The organism is Kitasatospora sp. NPDC059327 (assembly GCF_042752535.1).
Taxonomy (GTDB): domain Bacteria; phylum Actinomycetota; class Actinomycetes; order Streptomycetales; family Streptomycetaceae; genus Kitasatospora.
The window spans coordinates 16332-33814 of the sequence record NZ_JBHYYB010000101.1 but is presented as its reverse complement, the minus strand read 5'-3'; the positions used below and the strand labels follow the sequence as shown (position 1 = coordinate 33814).

Genomic DNA, 17483 nt, shown 5'->3' with positions numbered 1-17483 from the left:
TTTTATAACTCTTGTGGGGGGGGCGGCTGTGTTTTTTTTTTTATACTCCCGGGGGGGCGGGGGGGGGGGGGGGGGGGCGGGTTTGCCCGGGCCCCCCCCCACGCTCCCGGGGCTGGTGGGCGCGTCCGCCGCCGTGCCCGGTGGGGGTGGGTGGTCCGTAGGTGGTCAGCCGGTGGCCGCGACCGGGTCCGTCGGCAGCGGGCCCGTCTGCGGCGGTCCGGGCGTCAGGGGCCCGGGGACCAGCGGGCCGGTGACGTTCTTGGTGTCGTCATCGTCGTCCGTGAACGTGGTGGTGATCGAACCGGCGCTCGACGAGAGCACCCCGATCACGAGGAACGCCACCAGCAGCCCGCGCCCGCCTCCGCTCAGCACCAGCGGGTGGGTCCCGGAGACCGGCCCGCCCTTCGGCGGAGCGGCCCCGCCCGCCGTTGGGGCCGGCTCGTCGCCGAACAGCCGCTTCGGGTAGGCGGAGGTGAGCATCAGCAGGTACGCCGTGTACCGCATCCGGTAGCGCAGGATCGCCGCCGTGGCCTCGAACAGCGGCTGCGGCATCCGGCCCAGGATCAGCACCACCAACCAGCTGATGAAGGACACCGCCCACCAGCCGGCGTACAGCACGGCCTGGATGATCATCGCGGGGATGACCAGCACGATCCGGAAGAACACCGCGAGCCGGTTGAGTTCACCGGGCCGCAGTTCGACCTGCACGGGGTAGCCGGGGGTCCGGAACGCGAACGGCGGGTAGCGGTCGTGGGTCAGCATCAGATAGGCGTCCACCCGGGTCTCGTAGGGGACGTAGCCGGACAGGTAGTCGGCGGCGAAGCCCGGCAGCCGGCCGAGGAACAGCGCGCCGAACCAGCCGATCACGGTGACGAAGAAGGCCACCACCGACAACGCCCAGACCACCACGAACTGCGGAATCAGCAGCAGGATCCGCACCAGGACGGTGAGCCTGTTCTGGAGCCCCGGCGGGGGCATGTCCAGGACCGGCAGCCACTCGCTGTCCATCGGAGCGGGCGCGGGGGGAGCCTGCCACATCAGGACCTCCAGTTGGTGACGCCTTGCGGACGACGGTGCACCGCCGTGTGCTCCGAAGATCGCAGCCGTCCGCCGTTCGCGCGCGCTGCGCTGCGCCGCCCGGGGGAATCGGCGCGCGGAGCCGTGGACCGTCGGCGGCGGAGGTCCGGGCGCTGGACGACGCGTCGGAGGACGCCACGGGGCCTCGCCCGGATGCTGATGGTTCGCTCACTTCCGATGGCTCAGGCGATCAGATTCCTGCGCCAAGTAGCCGTTGGTCGATCAGAGAGGAGCAGTACCGGGCATCCGCCCCATCCTTGCGGAACCGGGAGGGACGATCACTGCGGTGGTCGGGCCGCGCCACCGTTGTGTCATGCCTCGGCCATGCAGTGCTCGCGCAGGGCAGGACGCACGCATGGCCGTGCTCACGTATGGGGGTGCCCGGGTTGCCAACCATCGACGACCACCACGACGACCATGACCACCACGACGACAGGCACGACCACCGGCACGACCACCGTCACGACCGCGACGATCCCGACGACTTCGAGGGTGCCGACCACGACGACCTCGCCGACTTCGACGCGTTCCTCCGGGTCTCCGCCGGGCTCACCGGCTTCGACGAGACGGAGCTGCGCGACACCGGCATGGCCCACGAGCACCACCGCACCCTGCTGGCCCGCCGTGTCCGCGACGAACACGCCCTCATCCACCTCTGGTACGTCGGAGCCTGGCCGGGCGAGCCGCCCTCCTCGCCCCGCGCCTACGACCGCGGGCTGATGTGGCGCACCTTTCAGGGCGCGCCGCCCGGGGCCGTCGCGCCCGGCCACGGCAGCTGGGCCGAGGCGCCGCAGCAGGGCGGTGGCCGGTGAACGCGCGCTGGGACGCCGTCGTGGTCGGCGCGGGCTTCGCCGGCTCTCTCGTCGCCGAGCGCCTCGGAGCGCAGGGCTGGCGCGTCCTCGTCCTGGAGGCCGGCCACCCGGCCCGCGGCGCCGCTGCCACCGCCACGGCGTACCGTGCCGCCGGAGGCGGGACGCCCACCTCCCCGTACCCGCTCAGCGAGGACGCGCCGTCCCCCGACGTGAGCGATCTCGCCGGGCGGGCGGACGGCGGCTTCGACGCGACCGGCTACCTGGTGCAGCACGGACCCCTGCCCTACGCCAGCGGCTACCTGAGGGTCAATGGGGGCACCGGGCTGCTGTGGACCGGGCTCGCCCCGCGGATGCACCCCGAGGACTTCCGCACCGGCGACCTCGGCCACGGCCGCAACTGGCCGATCGGCTATCACGACCTCGAACCGTACTACCGCCAGGCCGAACGGGAGCTCGGCGTGGCCGCCGACGCGGACCAGCAGCGGGCCGCCGTCGGCCTGCCCATCCCGGACGGCTACGCCTTCCCGACCCGCGCCATCGCCCCCAGCTACCTCGACCGGCAACTGGCCCGGGCCCTCGACGGCCGCACCGTCCGCGACCCCGAGGTCGCCGAGCCGGCGCACCTCGCCGTCACCGCCACTCCGCACGCCCGCAACGGACTGCCCGGCGGACCGGCGGGGGCGTCGTCGCACGGGTCGGGGGCGTCCGGTACCCCCTGTGCGGGCAGTGCCAGCTGTGTCCCGATCTGCCCGACCGGTGCCAAGTACACGCCGCTGCGCACCCAGGCCCGCTGGTCCCCGACCGTCGCACTGCGGACGGACGCCGTGGTCAGCCGGGTGACCGCCGATCACACCGGCCGGATCACTGGCGTCGACTACCTGTCCGGCGGCGCCACCCACCGGGTCGAGGCCGACCTGGTCGTGCTGGCCGCCCACGCGATCGAGAACGCCCGGCTGCTGCTCCTGTCCGGCCTGGCCAACCGCAGCGACCAGGTCGGCCGGAACCTGATGGACCACCCGGCCCTGCTCACCTGGGGCCTGATGCCGCGGCCCGTCGGCCCCTACCGAGGTCCGGGGTCGACCAGCGGGCTGGAGGCCTTCCGGTTCGGCGCGGGCCGCCGGCGCCGTGCGCCGTTCCGGGTCGAGATCGGCAACTGGGGCTGGTCCTGGGCCGCCGGTCCGCCGCAGGTCGACGTCGCGGAGCTGCTGACCGCCGGGGTGCGCGGGAAGGAACTGCGCGAGCGGCTGGGTGACCGGCTCGGCCGGCAGTTCGCGCTCCAGTTCGAGCTGGAGCAGCCGGCCGACCCGGCCAACCGCGTCACCCTCGACCCGGGCCGACGGGACAGGCTGGGACTGCCCCGACCCGCCCTGCACTACGACCTCTCCGGGTACGTGCGGCGGGGCATGGCCTCGGCCCGCGCCGTCTCCGACCAGGTGTTCGCCCTGCTCGGCGCCGAGGACCACACCCGCTACGAGGCCGGGCCGCGCTGGCCGGGCCGGCTGGAACACGAGGGCCGCCCCTACGCCTACCGCGGCGCGGGTCACGCCGGCGGCACGCACATCATGGGCGAGTCGCCCGCCGACTCCGTCGTCGACCAGTGGCAGCGCTGCTGGGACCACCCCAATCTCTACGCCGTCGGCTGCGGTTCGATGCCCTCGCTCGGCACCTCCAATCCCTCGCTCACCATGGCCGCGCTCGCGCTGCGCAGCGCCGAGCGTATCCACCGCGACCTGCTGGCGCTGCACCGCCCGGCGACGGTCGGCGCACCGGCGGGCCCGCCCGCACCCGCCCCCCACCTGACGGAGTCCTGATGGCCGCCCTGCCGCTCCCGCCCGTCCCGGAGCCGTACCACCTGCCCTTCCACTACGGCGCGTTGCACAACATCGGGGTGGACTACCTGGTCGCCCCGGGCCCGTGCCGGGACCTGCTCGCCAAGCGCCACCCGGGCCTGGCCGTCGCGCTGTTCGACGGCATGGCCTGCGTCTCGCTGAACTACCAGCTCTACTTCGCGCAGTACCCGGGCGGCGGCGGGATCACCCAGGAGGTGGAGATCAACGTCATCGCCCACCCCCGGTTCGCCGAGGAGCGCCTGCCCGAGCTCGACTACGGGCAGTACGCCCGGGGATACGACCAGACCAAGCTCCTCGGGATCGCCCGGATGAACGTCCTGTGCGACAACCCGCTCGCCATCGACGCGGGCCGCAGGCTCTACGCCGAGCCGAAGCGGCCCGGCTGGTTCGAGGCGGTGATGCCCTCGCTCAACGCGGCCTCCGTGCGCGAGCACTGGTCGGTCTCCTGCCGACGGGCCTCGCTCGGCCCGGACGGTCTGATCCGGCACGACGGAGAACTGTTCTCGATCGAGGCGGACCTCGTGGGCCTCACACCCGAGGCGGTCGTCAACACGCCGATCACCGGCTACGGCACCGACGAGGAGGGCCGACTGCTGGCCGGGCCGCTCAACGTGCACCAGGCCTACCGGTTCTACGCGCTGGACGACCGCGGCGCGGATCGGGTCCGCCTCTCCCTCGGTAACCGGCTCGACCGGTCCGACCGGTCCGATCGCCTCGACCGGTCCGGGGAGGTGGGGGTGAGTGAGCGGGAGGGGGAGGCCGTCGACGACCTCGGCCGGCTCGTCGGGACCGCGCCCGCCGCCGGAGTGTGGACGTACCAGTCCCCGCCGGTCGCCGCGCACCAGCGTCCCTACTACGTCCGGTGAGCACGGTCCTCCGGCGCGTTCGACGGGACCGGGCGGACCGGGGAGCGGCCGTCGCGGCGGAAACTCGGATGCGGGTGCCGCACGGCCACCCCTAGGCTGCGTCCCCGGGGAGGCCGAGGCGCCGTGTCGGCCGTCAGCGAATCGGAGACGCACGGGGTATGACCAGTAAACTGTTCGCGATCTGCTTCCACGCGACCAGGCCGTCGGGCCTGGCGCGGTTCTGGTCCGGCGTCCTGGGGTGGGAGTTGGCCGACGGTCCGGATGACGGCATCGCGATCCTGCCCCCGGACGCCGCTGGGTTCCGCATCCGCTTCCTGCCGGGCCAGGAGCCGAAGACGGGCCAGAACCGGGCGCACTTCGACCTGACGAGCGCCTCCCCGGAGGATCAGCGGCGGACGGTGGCCAGGGCGCTGGAGCTCGGTGGAAAGCACATCGACGTGGGCCAACTCCCGGAAGAGGGGCACGTGGTGCTCGCCGACCCGGACGGCAACGAGTTCTGCGTCATCCAGGCGGGCAACACATTCCTCGCCGACACCGGCTTCATCGGAGCGCTGGCCTGCGACGGTACCCAGGAGGTCGGCTACTTCTGGAGCGAGGCGCTGCGGTGGCCGCTGGTCTGGGACCAGGACCAGGAGACCGCGATCCAATCACCGGACGGTGGCACGAAGATCACATGGGGTGGTCCTCCGGTGGCGCCGAAGACGGGCACGAACAGGCTGTCCTTCGAGCTGGCGCTCCCCGCCGGTGCCGACTGGGAGGCGGAGGTGGACCGCCTGACCTCGCTCGGTGCGACGCGCGCAGGCGCCGACGCCGGTGGAGGTGAGGGCGATGGCGGCCGGGTGATGATGCTCGACCCCGACGGCAACGAGTTCTCCATCCAGCGTTCCCGGTAGCGACCCTGGTGTCGTGCGGTGCCGTGCTCCCCAGGTGAACGCCCGTGAAGGCCGCCTGGGGAACACGCGGCCGGTCGGGGGCCCGCACGCATGCACCGCCCGGAGCCTCCCGGCCCGATGCGCTTGCCGGAGCAGGGTCACCCGGATCTGCTCCGGGTGACCTCCGGCGTGCCGTGCGGGTCGCCCGTCGGATCGGCCTCGGACCCCGCCTCGGGTGGGGGCGAGCCGGCCCCGGTGAGGTCCGGGGCCCGCGACCAGCGGCCGGCGAGCACAGTGCCGACGACCAGTTGGAGCTGGTGGTACACCATCAGCGGCAGCACCAGGAGCCCGGCCTGCGGACCGAACAGGACGGTGGCCATCGGCAGACCGTTCGCCAGGCTCTTCTGCGAACCGCAGAGAACGGCCGCGATGGTGGACTCCCGGTCGAGCCCGAGCAGATGGGCGCCGAGCCGGGCGAGGCCGAGGGCGGTGGCGAGCAGCAGGAGCAGGACCGCCAGCAGGCCGAGCAGCGCACCCGGAGTGGTCATGCTCCAGATGCCCTGGGCCACCGCCGCGCTGAACGCGGTGTAGACGACCAGCAGGATCGACGCCCGGTCCACCGGGGTCAGCAGGCGTTTGTGCCGGGCCAGGAAGCCTCCGATGCGTGGCCGCAGCGCCTGCCCGAGGAGGAACGGAGCGAGCAACTGTGCGCCGATCCGCACCAGGCCGTCGGCGGACAGGGCGGTGCGGGAACCGAGCAGCCAGGCGGCCAGCAGCGGCGTCAGCAGCAGGCCGGCCAGGCTGGAGTAGGTACCCGCGCAGATCGCTCCCGGGACATTGCCCCGCGCGGCGCCGGTGAGCGCCACCGAGGACTGCACCGTCGACGGGACGAGGCAGAGGAACAGCACTCCGGTCTGCAGGTGTTCGGTGAGCGGGCGGGGCGTCAGCAGGGCGGTGGCGAGCCCGAACAGGGGGAAGAGGACGAAGGTGCAGGCCAGGACCAGCCCGTGCAGCCGAAGGTGGCGCAAACCGGCCAGGGTCTCGCGCGCGGAGAGCCGGGCCCCGTACAGGAAGAAGAGCAACGCGACCGCGAGGTCGCAGGCCAGCTCGGCCGCGCGGGCGGCCCGACCGGTGACGGGCAGCAGCGCGGCGAGCAGCACCGTGCCTGCCAACACTGCCACGTAGGGGTCGAGCCCCCGCAGTCGAAGCCCGGGCCGTTGCCGACCCGGCGCGGGTGGGGCGGTCGGCGCCGCACCCGCACCCGGTGCCGAGCCCGGTACCGAGCCTGGCACCGCACCCGGTGCCGGTGGCCCGTACCCCGGGAGCGCGGCCACCCGGACCGCCACGTCCGGTTGCGGTGCCCCCGGCTGCGGTGCCCCCGGGTCCGGTGCCTCCGGCTCCGGAGGACCGGGATCACGGGCACCGGGCCGTGGGCCGGGAGCCCGGTGCCGGAGCCCGCCGCTCATTCGCCGCTCCCCGCCGAGGTGTCGACCGCGCTGACCGGAGCGCTCCCCACCAGCGCGCCCACCAGCGCATTGGCAGGGCCGTGGTCGCTGCCGGCGGTGCCCTGACCGGTCTGGACGTTGCCCGCTTTGTCGATCTCCAGGAGCGAGTCCGTACTCACCAGCGAGTCCGCGTGCGAGTTGTCGATCACTGTGATCAGGCTGCCGCCCGCCGTCGCGGGCGAGGCGGCCGCACCGAGCACGACCCAGCCGCCCAGCAGCCCGGCGCTGACCAGGCGCCACCGGACCGCGGGCCCTGGCGCCAGGGCCCGCGGCGTCGGGCCGAGCGGCGCCACGCCACCCGGTGCCCGGCCCGACGCCGGGCCGCCCGGTACGGACGTCACGCCCGCACCGCCTCGCGCCGGCGCGGGTGGGCGATGTTCCGCTCCAGCAGTTCGGTGGACTCCCGGACGCCGATCTGCGGGCTCTCCTCGGCGGGAGCCGGCAGCCGGCCGTCCGCGACCTTCAGCCCAGCCAGCGCCTCGTCCATCGCCCGGTGCGCGGCGAACAGGCACGGCGTGCTGTAGATGGCGACGTCCACGCCGAGCTCACCGAGCTCGGACAGCGAGAGCCGGGGGGACTTGCCGCCGGCGATCTGGTTGAACAGCAGCGGCTTGTCGCCCACCACCCGCCGGATCCGCCGGATCCACTCCTCGCTGCGCACCCCGTCCACCAGGACGACGTCGGCCTCGGTGGCGGCGAGCGCCTCGGCCCGCCGCAGGATGTCGCTCTCCTCGGTGGCGTCCGTCCGGGCCACCACCACGAGGTCGGTCCGGGCGGCGAGGACCTGGTCGAGCTTCTCCAGGTACTCCTCCAGCGGCAGCACCTGCTTGCCGTCGGCGTGGCCGCAGCGGCGCGGGCGCTTCTGGTCCTCCAGGATGACGCCGGAGGCACCGATCCGCTCCAGCCTGCGCACCACATGGCAGGCCACCTCCGGATCGACGTACCCGTCGTCGATGTCGACCAGCAGGTGCTGCTGGGGGAACGCCCCGCGCAGGCGCTCGACGAAGGCCACCATGTCCGGCCAGGCGATGAAGCCGATGTCGGGCAGACCGTAGTAGGACGCCGCGAAGCCGAAGCCCGAGACGAACATCCCGTTGTAGTGCTCGGCCGCGATCGACGCCGAGTACATGTCGTAGACGCCGATGAGCGGGGTCGTCCCCTGGGTCGCGATCTCCTCGCGAAGGCGCCGGCCGTAGCCCGGTGCCGTGTCTCCGTGAAGCACTGCTCTCTCCTCACTTGCCGAGGTGGGGCGCCGCGCGGGGGGTGGTCGAGCCGGCCGACAGCGGGCCGCCACCCGAACGCGAAGCGCACGGAACTTTGCCTGAACTTGGCTATTGCTAGAACCAAATGAGGCGTTCTCACTATGCGACCTTTAATGTTCCGTGGGCAAATCTTTAAGAGAAGTTCCCTCGTGCGAGTGATAGGCATTCATATCAATAGGAAGGGCATATGAATGGCCGAGGAGGGCGGGCCACGCCACCGGCATGGACCGACCCACGCTTCGCGCCGGCGGGGCCGCCCGCCGGGTGCCGGCCTGAGGGCCGCTCCGAGGGTCGGCCCCTCATCGGCCACGGGCCGGCATCGCCGCCTTCGCCCATCGGTCGGCGGGCGGCGCCGAGGGCCGACGCCGGCGCCGGGAGGGCGACCGGCCGGGTGGTGTCCACCCGGTGGACGGGACCGACCCCGAGCGGTTCGGTCCTACGGGAACCCCAACTCCCAGGCCCTGCCGAAGCCGTCGGGTCGCTCGGGACGCGACGGGTGCCGCCCGGCGATCCGGTCCACGATCCGGTCCACGGTCCGGTCCACGATCCGCCCGGCGATCCGCTCGGCGCATCGCGAGCGGGCCGGGTGCGACGGCCCTCCCGCCCGGAGAAGCCCGTTCAGGCGATCACTCCGATGCCGGAGGCTCGGCCTCCGACGGCCGCTCCCGTCCGCCGTGACCAGGTGCGCGGCCCGGCCCGAGGGGAGTCGTGGCCCGGCCCCGTCGGTCGCCGTCCTCGTCGAGCCACAGCCATCCGCCGCCGACGTACCAGTGGTCGCCCGCGCGCAGGTGGTCGACCAGGGCGCGCTGGAGCGGGGTGTCCCGGGGCAGGGTGTCGAGCGGGCGGTCGGTGTCGCCGAAGACGTAGCGCAGCGGGTTGTCGTCCTCCGGCTCGCCGGGTGGGCGCAGCGGGGTGAACCGCCGCTGGAAGCGGATGATGTTGGACTCCGCCGGCAGGTAGCGGCGGAGTTGAGGGTCCAGCAGCCAGGAGAAGACGCAGGCCGCCGGGTACGGCTCGGTCGGGAAGTGCCGGGCGAAGAAGCCGCGGGCCCGGGCGAGCGCGCGGTCGCAGGCCTCGGGGGAGAGCGGGCCGCAGTGGTCGGGGATGTGGAGCTGGAGGCACCACGGGCCGAAGCCGGCCGCGGCGGCCGCCGAGGCGTCCGGGCCGGTGAGCCGCTTGCGTTGGAACTGGAGGCGCCCGAGCTGGTACAGCTCGCCGCGGAAGTGCAGGGTCAGCCAGGAGGGGTTGCCGAGCCCGTCGGGGTGGCCGCGCCAACGGCTCACCGCCAGTTGCCGGCCGAGATCGGCCAGGGTGGTGCGGCTCACCGCCGGGCTGATGCCGAGGGCGCGGTGGTAGGCGCGGGTGTGCGGGGCGAGGGCGACGAAGAGCAGGGTCAGGAGGTGTCCGGCGGCCTCGAACCCCGCCGGTCGGCCGCCGCCGAGACCGGAGGGCCGTCCGACCGTCCCGATCGCCGCCGCCTGCTCGCGCAGGGCCTCGTCGAACGCGGACCGCAGCCCGCGGTCCCGGGCCAGTGCGGTGCGTGCGGCGAGGACGGCGTTCACCTCCTCGAACGGGACGGCGAGTTCGAGCAGCACCTCGGGCAGCTGCTCCGTGTCCGGCAGCGTGAACGGCTCCAACGAGACTCTCCTCAAGGCCCGGCCCGGCAGCGACCCGCCGACCCTATCGGGCGACCGCAGGGGCACCGCGAGCGGAGAGCGGAGAACCGAGAAGGCACGGCCGGGGCGCGGGGCTCAGCGCAGCAGGGCGAACACCAGCGCGCAGACGCCGCCGAGCGCCGTGCCGGCGAGCACCTGCGCGGGCGTGTGGGCCTTCAGCACCAGCCGCGACCAGCCGACCGCCACCGGTGCGGCCGCCGCCACCGGCAGCGCCGTCGGGCCGAACGCCAGCACCAGGATCATCGCGGCGCCCCCGGCCACGGCGTTGTGCAGGGAGATCTGCCACCGGACCGTGACGGCCAGCGCCGACACCAGGCCGGCCAGCATCGCGACGACCAGCGCGCCGACCGGCGCCGGAGCGCCCAGCGTGTAGAGCAGCGTCACTCCCGCCACCACCGACAGCAGACTGGCGGCCATCGGGACCACGCGTTGGCGGCGGACCCGGATGTGCTTGTCGGTCAGCGTGCCGCGTCGTACCCCGAGGGCGATGATGCCGATCGGCACCACCCCGCAGAACAGTGCCGCGAGCAGGCCCCAGCCCGCCCCCGACCAGCCCTCGGTGCTGTGCGCGCCGACGAGCAGGAGCAGGGCGACGACCAGATGCGCGGGAGCCAGGGATTCGGTGATGACCCGTGCGATCCGCTCGCGCGGCGAGGCGGCGGCGAAGGCCGGCGGCTCGGGCGGCACGAAGGCGCTCATCCGGGCGGCTCGGAGCGGGTCGGCGCAGTGGTGGTCCGGTGCATCGCGACAGCCTACCGACCCGCCCCGCCCGGCCCGGCAGCCCGGTCAGGCCGCTGATCGGCCGCTCCGGACCACCGGGCGGCCGGCCCGGCGCCCGCGCAGCGCCCGCAGGAGCCGTCTGGTCGCACGGGTGGCGACCGGCGGCAGCAGGTCCAGCGCCAGACGGCGCGGGGCCGAGCGGTGCGGCGGCGTCGAGCCCGGTCCGACCGCGTGGTTCAGCCGCACCACCCGCGCGCCGGCGATGGAGTCCTCGTCCACCGTGTAGCCGTCGGCCCGCCAGTCCCGGGTGAGCAGCAGCGTTCGCAGCGCCTCGGCATCGCCCCAGGTGCCGTAGAACTTCATCGGGGTGAGCAGCACGGGCCGCAGGCCGCCGGTGAACACGGCCTCCCAGACCGCCGCCGAGACGCCGGGGGTGTGCTCCGAACGGTAGTCGTCGAGCGCGACCAGCCCGTTCTCGTTCAGCGCCGCCCGGGCCACCTCGATGTCCCCGGCGACGTGTTCGTAGAGGTGCGAGGCGTCGATGTGGACGAAGCGGCAGCTGCCGTCCGGGATCCGGCGGTCGGCCAGCACCGAGGTGGGGGCCTGCACGATGACCGGCAGCCGCGGGTGAAACGTGAGGTAGTTGGCCTCGAAGGCGCTCCTGGTCAGGGTCCTGCGGTAGGACATCGTCATCTCGGCGGCGTTGTCGGCGTCGACCGCCTCGGAGTCGAACAGGTCGCAGACGGTCAGCTGCTCGCCGGGCCGGAGCTGATCGCCGAGCAGGACGGCGCTCCGGCCGAGGTAGCTGCCCAGTTCGAGGATGTCACCGGTGTGGCCGGCGGCGCTCTGACCGGTGAGGAAGTGGGTGAAGGCCTCCTGGTCGAGCTTGAAGAACCACCCGGGGATGCCGTCCCGCGTCAGCGCCCGCGGGTGGGCGGTTCCGGTGTCGGCAGTGGGCACGGTGGCCTCCAGGGGTGCGGGCACGACGCGGCGCGTACGGTGCGCCCCGCGACGGCGCCACGGTGTGGGGCGGAACATCATAGCGACGACTCCGCCGCCCCGCGCCGGGCCCGGAACGGGATGCGACGGGCCCGTTCGGACCGGTGGTCGGCCGGCCACCGGAGGCCTCGGTGCCGGCCGGCCCCGGGCCCGCCCGGCCGGCCTCAGGAGACCCGGCCGCGCTCCAGGTCGGCGATCGTCTCGGCCAGCCAGGCCCGCTCGGCGGCGCCGGACGCGCGGGCGACCAGCAGCATGCCCCGTCGGAACGGGTTGGGCTCCTGCTCGGCCGTGACCGGCCGGCCCCCCGCGTCGTAGAAGAAGCTGCTCGGTGCCTCCAGGAAGGCCAGCCGGCGCCGCAGGACCGCGGCCTGCGCGACGGGGTCGGCGAGGCGGTCGAGGAAGGTCGCCACGGTGAAGAAGCGGATCTGGTCGGAGATCTCGACCTCGGCCGGGTCGGCCAGGCGGCGCTCCAGTTCGGCCCGGCCGTCGGCGGTGAGCCGCAGGACCTGCCTCGGTACGGCGCCGCTGCCCGGTTCGTGGTGGCGCGCCAGCAGTCCGGCCTTCTCCAGACGGGCGATGGCGGGGTAGAGCGCGCCGTCGCTGACGGGTCGGTCGTGGCCGGTCAGGCCGGTGATCCGGGACTTCAACTCGTAGCCGTGCAGCGGTTCGTCGTACAGGAAGCCGAGGATCGCGAGGGTGAGCACCGGTGCAGCCCTTCCGTCGTCGCACGCTCTGTCCGGCCGTCATGCTACCTCTTGCCGAGGTGCATCGAATCGATGTATCTCTCTTCGTGATAGCGCGCGGCGGCCGACCGGGCCGCGGAATTCGGGGGAGCACGTATGCGAGGACACCTGTCGAGGCTGCTCGGGCTGGCGGGCCCGGTCTACGCCGGACTCCTGTCCGGGGTGGTCGCCACCGCCATCGGGACGTTCTGGGCGGGCCGGCTCGGCGCGGACGCCGTCGCCGCCGTCACCCTCGCGGGCACCGTCGAGAACCTCCTGCTCGGCCTGGTCCTGGTGGTCGCTTCCGGCACCACCCTGCGGATCTCGCACGCCGTGGGCGCGGCGGACCCGTCGGCGGCCGGCCGCACCGCGCGAGCGGCCTGGCGGCTCTGGGCCTGCGGCAGCCTCTTGCTCGCCGTGCCGGGCTTCCTGTTGCGCGAGGCGATCGCGGAGGCCTTCCTGGACGGCCCCGCCGCCGGGCTCGCCGCGGACTACTTCGCGGTGGCCTTCCCCGCGTTCGGGCTCTTCTTCGGCCAGCGGGTGGCCGACGAGCTCTTCAAGGGCGTCGGTGACACCCGGACGCCGATGCGGCTCGCCCTGGTGAGCAACGCCCTGCTGCTCGTCCTGGACCCGTTGCTGATCTTCGGCCCCGGCCCGTTCCCGGCCCTCGGCGTGACGGGCGCGGCGCTCGCCCTGACCGTCGCGCGCGCCGTCACCCTCGCCGTCACGGTGCTGCTCCGGCGGCGGCACCGGCTCGCCGCCCCGGCCGGCGGACTCCTGACGGAGGCCCGTCGGATCGTCGCCGCCGGGGCCCCGTTCGGCTTCGACTTCACCGCCCGGATGGGCGTCGGCACGGCGCAGCTCGGCCTGGTCGCGGCCTTCGGCGTCCCGGCGGTCGCCGGTTACGGGGTCGGGTACCGCGTGCTGATGGTCGTGACCATGGCCTTCTACGCCGTCCGGCAGGCGGCCGCCATCGAGGCGGCCCGGCTCACCGGCGCGGGGGACGCGGCCGGGCTGCGCACCCTGGGGCGCGACACCGCCCGGCTGGCCGGGGCGCTCGGCGCGGGCGCCGCCGTGCTCTGTGCGGCGCTGGCGGTACCGGTCACCGCGCTGTTCACCGAGGACCGGGCGGTGGCCGCCCAGTCCGTCGGCTTCCTGCGGATGACCGGGTTCTACCTGCTGCCGTACGCCCTGGTGGTCGCGCTCGGCGGCGTGCTCCAGGCGACCGGCGCGGGGCGCCCGCTGGTGGTGGCCGTGCTGCTCGGGCTCGCCGCCCAACTCGCGGCCGGCGTGGTCCTGTCGGGCCCGTTCGGGGTGGACGGCCTCTGGGCCGGCATGGCGCTGGGTGCGGTGGTCCAGCTCGGGCTGATGCGGCTGTTGGCGGTGCGCCGCCGACCGGCTGGTCCGGCCGAAGCGGCGGCCGGTCCGGTCGACGTGGCGGTCGGACCCGTCGCACCCGTCGCACCCGTCGGAGCCGTCGAGCCGGGGGAACCGGGGAAGCCGGCCCGGTCCACCCGGCGGTCGGCGCCGGTGGAATGAGGTCATCGCGGCCTGCCGGAGGCCCGCGGCGACACCCGCGTCCGCCGCCGGGCCATCGCGGACGACAACGGCGGTGCCGGTGACCGTCACCGCCCCGAAGGCGGCCGGAGGAACACCGGCCCCGCACGCCGGTCGCGGTCACCGCGAACGACCGGACGGACCTGTGCGACCGACTGGCGCGGGCCCCCTATCCGGCGGAGCGCGCCGGTTCGGCCCCGGCGAACCAGTCGAGACGCTCGCCGTGCGGGCCGGTGAACGCGACCGGGCGCTCGTCGAGGGCGAGGACGAACGCGGCGCGGTCGCTCGGGACCGGTTCGGGCAGGAGGTCGAGCAGTCCGGGGAGGACGCCGGGCGCCTCGTTGGAGATCCAGCGGCACGGCAGGTCCCGCACCGTCCGCGCGAACCGCAGGCGTGCCTCCGGGGAGAGGTAGGCCAGGACCGCACTGTGGAAGACCACGGGTGTGGACCCCTCGGGAGCCTGGGCCACCAGGCGGCTCACCGCCTCGTTCAGATCGCCGCGGATCACGTGCGCGGGTTCGGAACGGGCCACCTCCAGGGCGCCGCGCAGCCGCTCCAGGCGCTCGGTCTGCTCCGGCCAGACCAGGCTCTCCAGCCAGCCGGCGTCCTCGGGGTCGGACGGGTCGAGCGGGTTGAGGTCGACCCCGGCCCGCCGGACGACCTCGGGCAGCCGACGTGGCACGGGCACCGGCCCGGTGGTGCGGCAGGGCAGGGTGACGGGGCTCCCGGCAGCTCCCCACACGTCGTCATGGTCGTAGCGGTAGCGATATCGGTCCGGGTAGAGGCAGAGCCCGGCCGAGGCTCCGACCTCGATCAGGGCCAGCGGCTGCGGCAGTGCGGCGAGCAGCGGCAGCAGGGTGGCACACCGCGCGCTCTCGTTGGTCTGCGTCAGCCGCGAGAGCATGAGCGAGCTCACCCGGTCCCAGCGCGTCACCACCCAGGACGGGAATCCGTGCGGGTCGAGGGGTGCGCCCAGGTGCCGGGCCACGGCCAGCAGCAGGTTGGGCTGACGCTTGATCGGGGGAAGCGCGCGCAACAGGGCGAGGAGTCGTTCGTCCGTGGCGACGGCAAGGCTCAACTCCTCGTAGAGAGGTGAGTGTCCCTTCGCCTGGTGTCCGGCGAAGAGCCGGTACTCATCCGCGATCGTCCGTAACCCGCTGTCCCGGTCCGGGGCAGTGCTCGACTCGTTGCTCATGTTCCTGTCCTCCTTGCCGAGTACTCTCCCCGACGTCGGGTACTCGATCCCCTCGATCGCGCGCCTGCTCGGTGTGAGCCCCGGCACCCTCGACCACCACACCCCCGTCCCGCGCGACCGACGAACCGGCTGCGGCCGGGGCCGCGCCGGCGGGATGCCGCCGCGCGGAGGTGGTCACCGGGCCGCCGGGCCGAGGTGGGCGGCCAGGGCGGCGTGCAGCAGCGGCTCGATGTCGTCGCCGCCGGTGGCGAGCCGCAGGCTGCCCCAGGCGCGGAGTTGGGCGAGGCCGTGCAGGTTGGCCCAGAGGGCTCCGGCGACGGCCGCGGGGTGTTCGCCGCTCGGTGTCCGGACCTGGGCGACCAGTCGGGCGAAGGTCTCGAAGAGCGGGAGGCTGGTCTGCCGCAGGCCGATCCCGCTGCCTTCCAGCAGGTCGTGGCGGAACATCAGCTCGAACATGCCGGGCCGGTCGGCCGCGTAGTCGAGGTAGCGGCGGGCCAGCGCGGCGAGCCGGTCGCGCGGGTCGGTGCCGGCGGTGTCGTCCGCGGCGGCCAGGGCGGCGGCGAGTTCGTCGAAGCCGTGCCGGGCGATGGCGGACAGCAGCTCGACGTGGGTGGCGAAGTAGCGGCGGGGCGCGCCGTGCGAGACCCCGGCGTGGCGGGCGATCTCGCGCAGCGAGAGCGCGTGGACGCCCTGGTCGGTCACCAGGTGGACGCCGGCCGCCACCAGTCGGGCGCGCAGCCCCGTGTCCTGATCGTTCATGGGCCCTGTCTACCAGGGGCGAGTAGACAGTGTCTACTCGCCCCTGAGGGGGTGGGCCGGGCAGAATCGGCGGCATGGACGAAGGCGGCGAACCGGCCTGTTGGCTGGACCTGGTCTGCCCGGAGTGCGGGCGGGTGCGCGAACGGCTCGGGCCGTGGACCTGTGCGAACTGCGACGCCCCGCCCGAGCCCGGCACCCCGCCCGAGCCCGGCGTGGCGGCGGGAGCCCGGCCCGACGCGACGACGGGGACGAACGGGGACCCCGGGGCGGATCGGTTCGACTGACCCGCCCCGGGGCCGTGCTCAGCGCGGAAGCCCGCCGGCCGGCTCCCCCTGGGTGACCCCGTCCGGCGCGGCGCCGTCCGCGGCACCGCCCTCCGGCGCGGCGGCGGGCAGCCGTTCGGCGGCCGGCACCGCCGGGTCGGCGGGAGCCCAGGGCCCCCGCCGGCGCTCGCGCAGCGCCCCGAGCCGCTCCACCGCGGGCTGGGTGTACCGGGCGGCGAGCGGTCCGGTGACCACCAGGATCAGCACGTACGCGGTGGCGAACGGTCCGAGCTCAGGTTCGATGCCGGCGGTGACGGCCAGGCCGGCGATGACGATCGAGAACTCCCCGCGCGAGACCAGCGCGCCGCCGGCCCGCCAGCGGCCGCGTACGGCGATCCCGGCCCGCCGGGCGGCCCAGTACCCGGTGGCCACCTTGGTGAGCGTGGTGACCAGGGCCAGCAGCAGGGCGGGCAGCAGGACGGGCGGGATGCTGGTGGGGTCGGTGCTGAGCCCGAAGAAGACGAAGAAGACCGCCGCGAAGAGGTCCCGCAGTGGGCTGAGCAGGGTGTGCGCGCCCTCGGCGGCCTCACCGGAGAGGGCGATGCCGACCAGGAAGGCCCCGACCGCCGCCGACACCTGGAGCTGCTGCGCCAGGCCGGCGACCAGCAGGGTGAGCCCGAGGACGACCAGCAGCAGCTTCTCCGGATCGTCGTGCGAGACGAACTTCGAGATCACCCGGCCGTAGCGGAGCGCGACGAAGAGCACGGCGCCCGCGGTGGCGAGCGCGATGGCGAGGGTGATCGATCCGGCCAGCAGCCCGGCGCCGGCCAGCAGCGCGGTCAGGATCGGCAGGTAGACGGCCATCGCGAGGTCCTCCAGCACCAGGATGCTGAGGATCACCGGGGTCTCCCGGTTGCCGAGCCGGCCGAGATCGCCGAGCACCTTGGCGATGACCCCGGAGGACGATATCCAGGTGACGCCGGCCAGTACCACGGCGGCGACCGGGCCCCAGCCGAGGAGCAGCGCGGCCGCCGCGCCGGGCAGCGCGTTGAGCAGGAAGTCGACGGCGCCGGCCGGGTACTGCGCCTTGAGGTTGGTCACCAGGTCGGCGGCGGTGTACTCCAGACCCAGCATCAGCAGCAGCAGGACGACGCCGATCTCGGCGCCGGTGGCGACGAACTCCTCACTGGCGCTGAGCGGCAGCAGTCCGCCCTTGCCGAAGGCCAGTCCGCCGAGCAGGTAGAGCGGGATGGGCGAGAACCCGTACCGGCCGGCGATGCGGCCGAGCAGGCCGAGCACCAGGATGACCGAGCCGAGCTCGATGAAGACGGTCGCGGTGTGCATCCGA

17 protein-coding genes are annotated in these 17483 nt (G+C 74.2%); 6 read left to right on the top strand and 11 right to left on the bottom strand.

Annotated features, from left to right (window positions below; genetic code table 11):
- Positions 1 to 165 precede the first annotated feature (165 nt).
- The gene (locus tag ACFXHB_RS37020) at positions 166 to 1038 is read right to left on the bottom strand and encodes a DUF4389 domain-containing protein (protein ID WP_380580144.1); all 873 of its coding nucleotides are present in this window, start codon (positions 1036 to 1038) and stop codon (positions 166 to 168) included.
- 425 nt (positions 1039 to 1463) lie between these two features.
- Between ACFXHB_RS37020 and ACFXHB_RS37015 the strand changes: the two genes are divergently transcribed.
- The 4 genes from ACFXHB_RS37015 to ACFXHB_RS37000 all read left to right on the top strand — a co-directional run bounded on the left by ACFXHB_RS37015 (position 1464) and on the right by ACFXHB_RS37000 (position 5498).
- The gene (locus tag ACFXHB_RS37015; RefSeq protein ID WP_380580142.1) at positions 1464 to 1889 is read left to right on the top strand and encodes a hypothetical protein; all 426 of its coding nucleotides are present in this window, start codon (positions 1464 to 1466) and stop codon (positions 1887 to 1889) included.
- Entirely contained in the window at positions 1886 to 3700 is a 1815-nt protein-coding gene (locus tag ACFXHB_RS37010; RefSeq protein ID WP_380580140.1) for a GMC family oxidoreductase, read from the top strand. Before ACFXHB_RS37015 ends, ACFXHB_RS37010 begins: the two co-directional genes overlap by 4 nt.
- Positions 3700 to 4605 carry a hypothetical protein gene (locus tag ACFXHB_RS37005; RefSeq protein WP_380580138.1) on the top strand — a complete coding sequence of 302 codons (906 nt, stop codon included), beginning with the start codon at positions 3700 to 3702 and terminating at the stop codon, positions 4603 to 4605. The genes ACFXHB_RS37010 and ACFXHB_RS37005 overlap by 1 nt, the downstream gene beginning before the upstream one ends.
- Positions 4606 to 4763: 158 nt before the next feature.
- Complete coding sequence (locus tag ACFXHB_RS37000; RefSeq protein ID WP_380580136.1) at positions 4764 to 5498, top strand: VOC family protein; 735 nt, start codon at positions 4764 to 4766, stop codon at positions 5496 to 5498.
- 137 nt (positions 5499 to 5635) lie between these two features.
- Here the strand turns inward: ACFXHB_RS37000 and ACFXHB_RS36995 are convergent, their stop codons facing one another.
- From ACFXHB_RS36995 to ACFXHB_RS36965, 7 genes are all read right to left on the bottom strand, one after another.
- On the bottom strand, positions 5636 to 6658 hold the full coding sequence (locus tag ACFXHB_RS36995; protein WP_380580134.1) for a bile acid:sodium symporter family protein: 1023 nt from the start codon (positions 6656 to 6658) through the stop codon (positions 5636 to 5638).
- 281 nt (positions 6659 to 6939) lie between these two features.
- On the bottom strand, positions 6940 to 7323 hold the full coding sequence (locus ACFXHB_RS36990; RefSeq protein WP_380580132.1) for a hypothetical protein: 384 nt from the start codon (positions 7321 to 7323) through the stop codon (positions 6940 to 6942).
- Positions 7320 to 8204, bottom strand: a complete 885-nt coding sequence (locus tag ACFXHB_RS36985; protein ID WP_380580130.1) for an oxaloacetate decarboxylase — start codon at positions 8202 to 8204, stop codon at positions 7320 to 7322. The genes ACFXHB_RS36990 and ACFXHB_RS36985 overlap by 4 nt, the downstream gene beginning before the upstream one ends.
- A gap of 666 nt (positions 8205 to 8870) precedes the next feature.
- Positions 8871 to 9881 (bottom strand): acyltransferase domain-containing protein, encoded by a 1011-nt coding sequence (locus tag ACFXHB_RS36980; protein ID WP_380580128.1) that lies wholly within the window; start codon positions 9879 to 9881, stop codon positions 8871 to 8873.
- A gap of 114 nt (positions 9882 to 9995) precedes the next feature.
- The gene (locus tag ACFXHB_RS36975; RefSeq protein ID WP_380580126.1) at positions 9996 to 10619 is read right to left on the bottom strand and encodes a phosphatase PAP2 family protein; all 624 of its coding nucleotides are present in this window, start codon (positions 10617 to 10619) and stop codon (positions 9996 to 9998) included.
- A gap of 87 nt (positions 10620 to 10706) precedes the next feature.
- Positions 10707 to 11624 (bottom strand): class I SAM-dependent methyltransferase, encoded by a 918-nt coding sequence (locus tag ACFXHB_RS36970; protein WP_380580124.1) that lies wholly within the window; start codon positions 11622 to 11624, stop codon positions 10707 to 10709.
- Positions 11625 to 11803: 179 nt separating this feature from the next.
- Positions 11804 to 12343 carry a PadR family transcriptional regulator gene (locus ACFXHB_RS36965; RefSeq protein ID WP_380580122.1) on the bottom strand — a complete coding sequence of 180 codons (540 nt, stop codon included), beginning with the start codon at positions 12341 to 12343 and terminating at the stop codon, positions 11804 to 11806.
- A gap of 135 nt (positions 12344 to 12478) precedes the next feature.
- Between ACFXHB_RS36965 and ACFXHB_RS36960 the strand changes: the two genes are divergently transcribed.
- On the top strand, positions 12479 to 13900 hold the full coding sequence (locus ACFXHB_RS36960; RefSeq protein WP_380580120.1) for an MATE family efflux transporter: 1422 nt from the start codon (positions 12479 to 12481) through the stop codon (positions 13898 to 13900).
- 187 nt (positions 13901 to 14087) lie between these two features.
- Here the strand turns inward: ACFXHB_RS36960 and ACFXHB_RS36955 are convergent, their stop codons facing one another.
- Positions 14088 to 15113, bottom strand: a complete 1026-nt coding sequence (locus ACFXHB_RS36955) for a DUF2332 domain-containing protein (protein ID WP_380580118.1) — start codon at positions 15111 to 15113, stop codon at positions 14088 to 14090.
- A gap of 174 nt (positions 15114 to 15287) precedes the next feature.
- On the bottom strand, positions 15288 to 15872 hold the full coding sequence (locus ACFXHB_RS36950) for a TetR/AcrR family transcriptional regulator (protein WP_380580116.1): 585 nt from the start codon (positions 15870 to 15872) through the stop codon (positions 15288 to 15290).
- Positions 15873 to 15946: 74 nt separating this feature from the next.
- Between ACFXHB_RS36950 and ACFXHB_RS36945 the strand changes: the two genes are divergently transcribed.
- Positions 15947 to 16156, top strand: coding sequence for a hypothetical protein (locus tag ACFXHB_RS36945; RefSeq protein WP_380580114.1), 210 nt, complete (start codon positions 15947 to 15949; stop codon positions 16154 to 16156).
- 18 nt (positions 16157 to 16174) lie between these two features.
- Here ACFXHB_RS36945 and ACFXHB_RS36940 read toward each other — a convergent pair whose 3' ends face one another.
- A complete protein-coding gene (locus tag ACFXHB_RS36940; protein ID WP_380580111.1) occupies positions 16175 to 17479 on the bottom strand; it encodes a cation:proton antiporter in 1305 nt (434 codons plus the stop codon).
- Between the last annotated feature and the right edge of the window lie 4 nt (positions 17480 to 17483).

Coding starts and splice junctions, on each gene's coding strand:
- ACFXHB_RS36945 (WP_380580114.1), top strand. CDS start 15,947: ATGGACGAAGGCGGCGAACCGGCCTGTTGGCTGGACCTGGTCTGCCCG.
- ACFXHB_RS36940 (WP_380580111.1), bottom strand. CDS start 17,479: ATGCACACCGCGACCGTCTTCATCGAGCTCGGCTCGGTCATCCTGGTG.
- ACFXHB_RS36950 (WP_380580116.1), bottom strand. CDS start 15,872: ATGAACGATCAGGACACGGGGCTGCGCGCCCGACTGGTGGCGGCCGGC.
- ACFXHB_RS37020 (WP_380580144.1), bottom strand. CDS start 1,038: ATGTGGCAGGCTCCCCCCGCGCCCGCTCCGATGGACAGCGAGTGGCTG.
- ACFXHB_RS37005 (WP_380580138.1), top strand. CDS start 3,700: ATGGCCGCCCTGCCGCTCCCGCCCGTCCCGGAGCCGTACCACCTGCCC.
- ACFXHB_RS37000 (WP_380580136.1), top strand. CDS start 4,764: ATGACCAGTAAACTGTTCGCGATCTGCTTCCACGCGACCAGGCCGTCG.
- ACFXHB_RS36955 (WP_380580118.1), bottom strand. CDS start 15,113: ATGAGCAACGAGTCGAGCACTGCCCCGGACCGGGACAGCGGGTTACGG.
- ACFXHB_RS36960 (WP_380580120.1), top strand. CDS start 12,479: ATGCGAGGACACCTGTCGAGGCTGCTCGGGCTGGCGGGCCCGGTCTAC.
- ACFXHB_RS36975 (WP_380580126.1), bottom strand. CDS start 10,619: ATGAGCGCCTTCGTGCCGCCCGAGCCGCCGGCCTTCGCCGCCGCCTCG.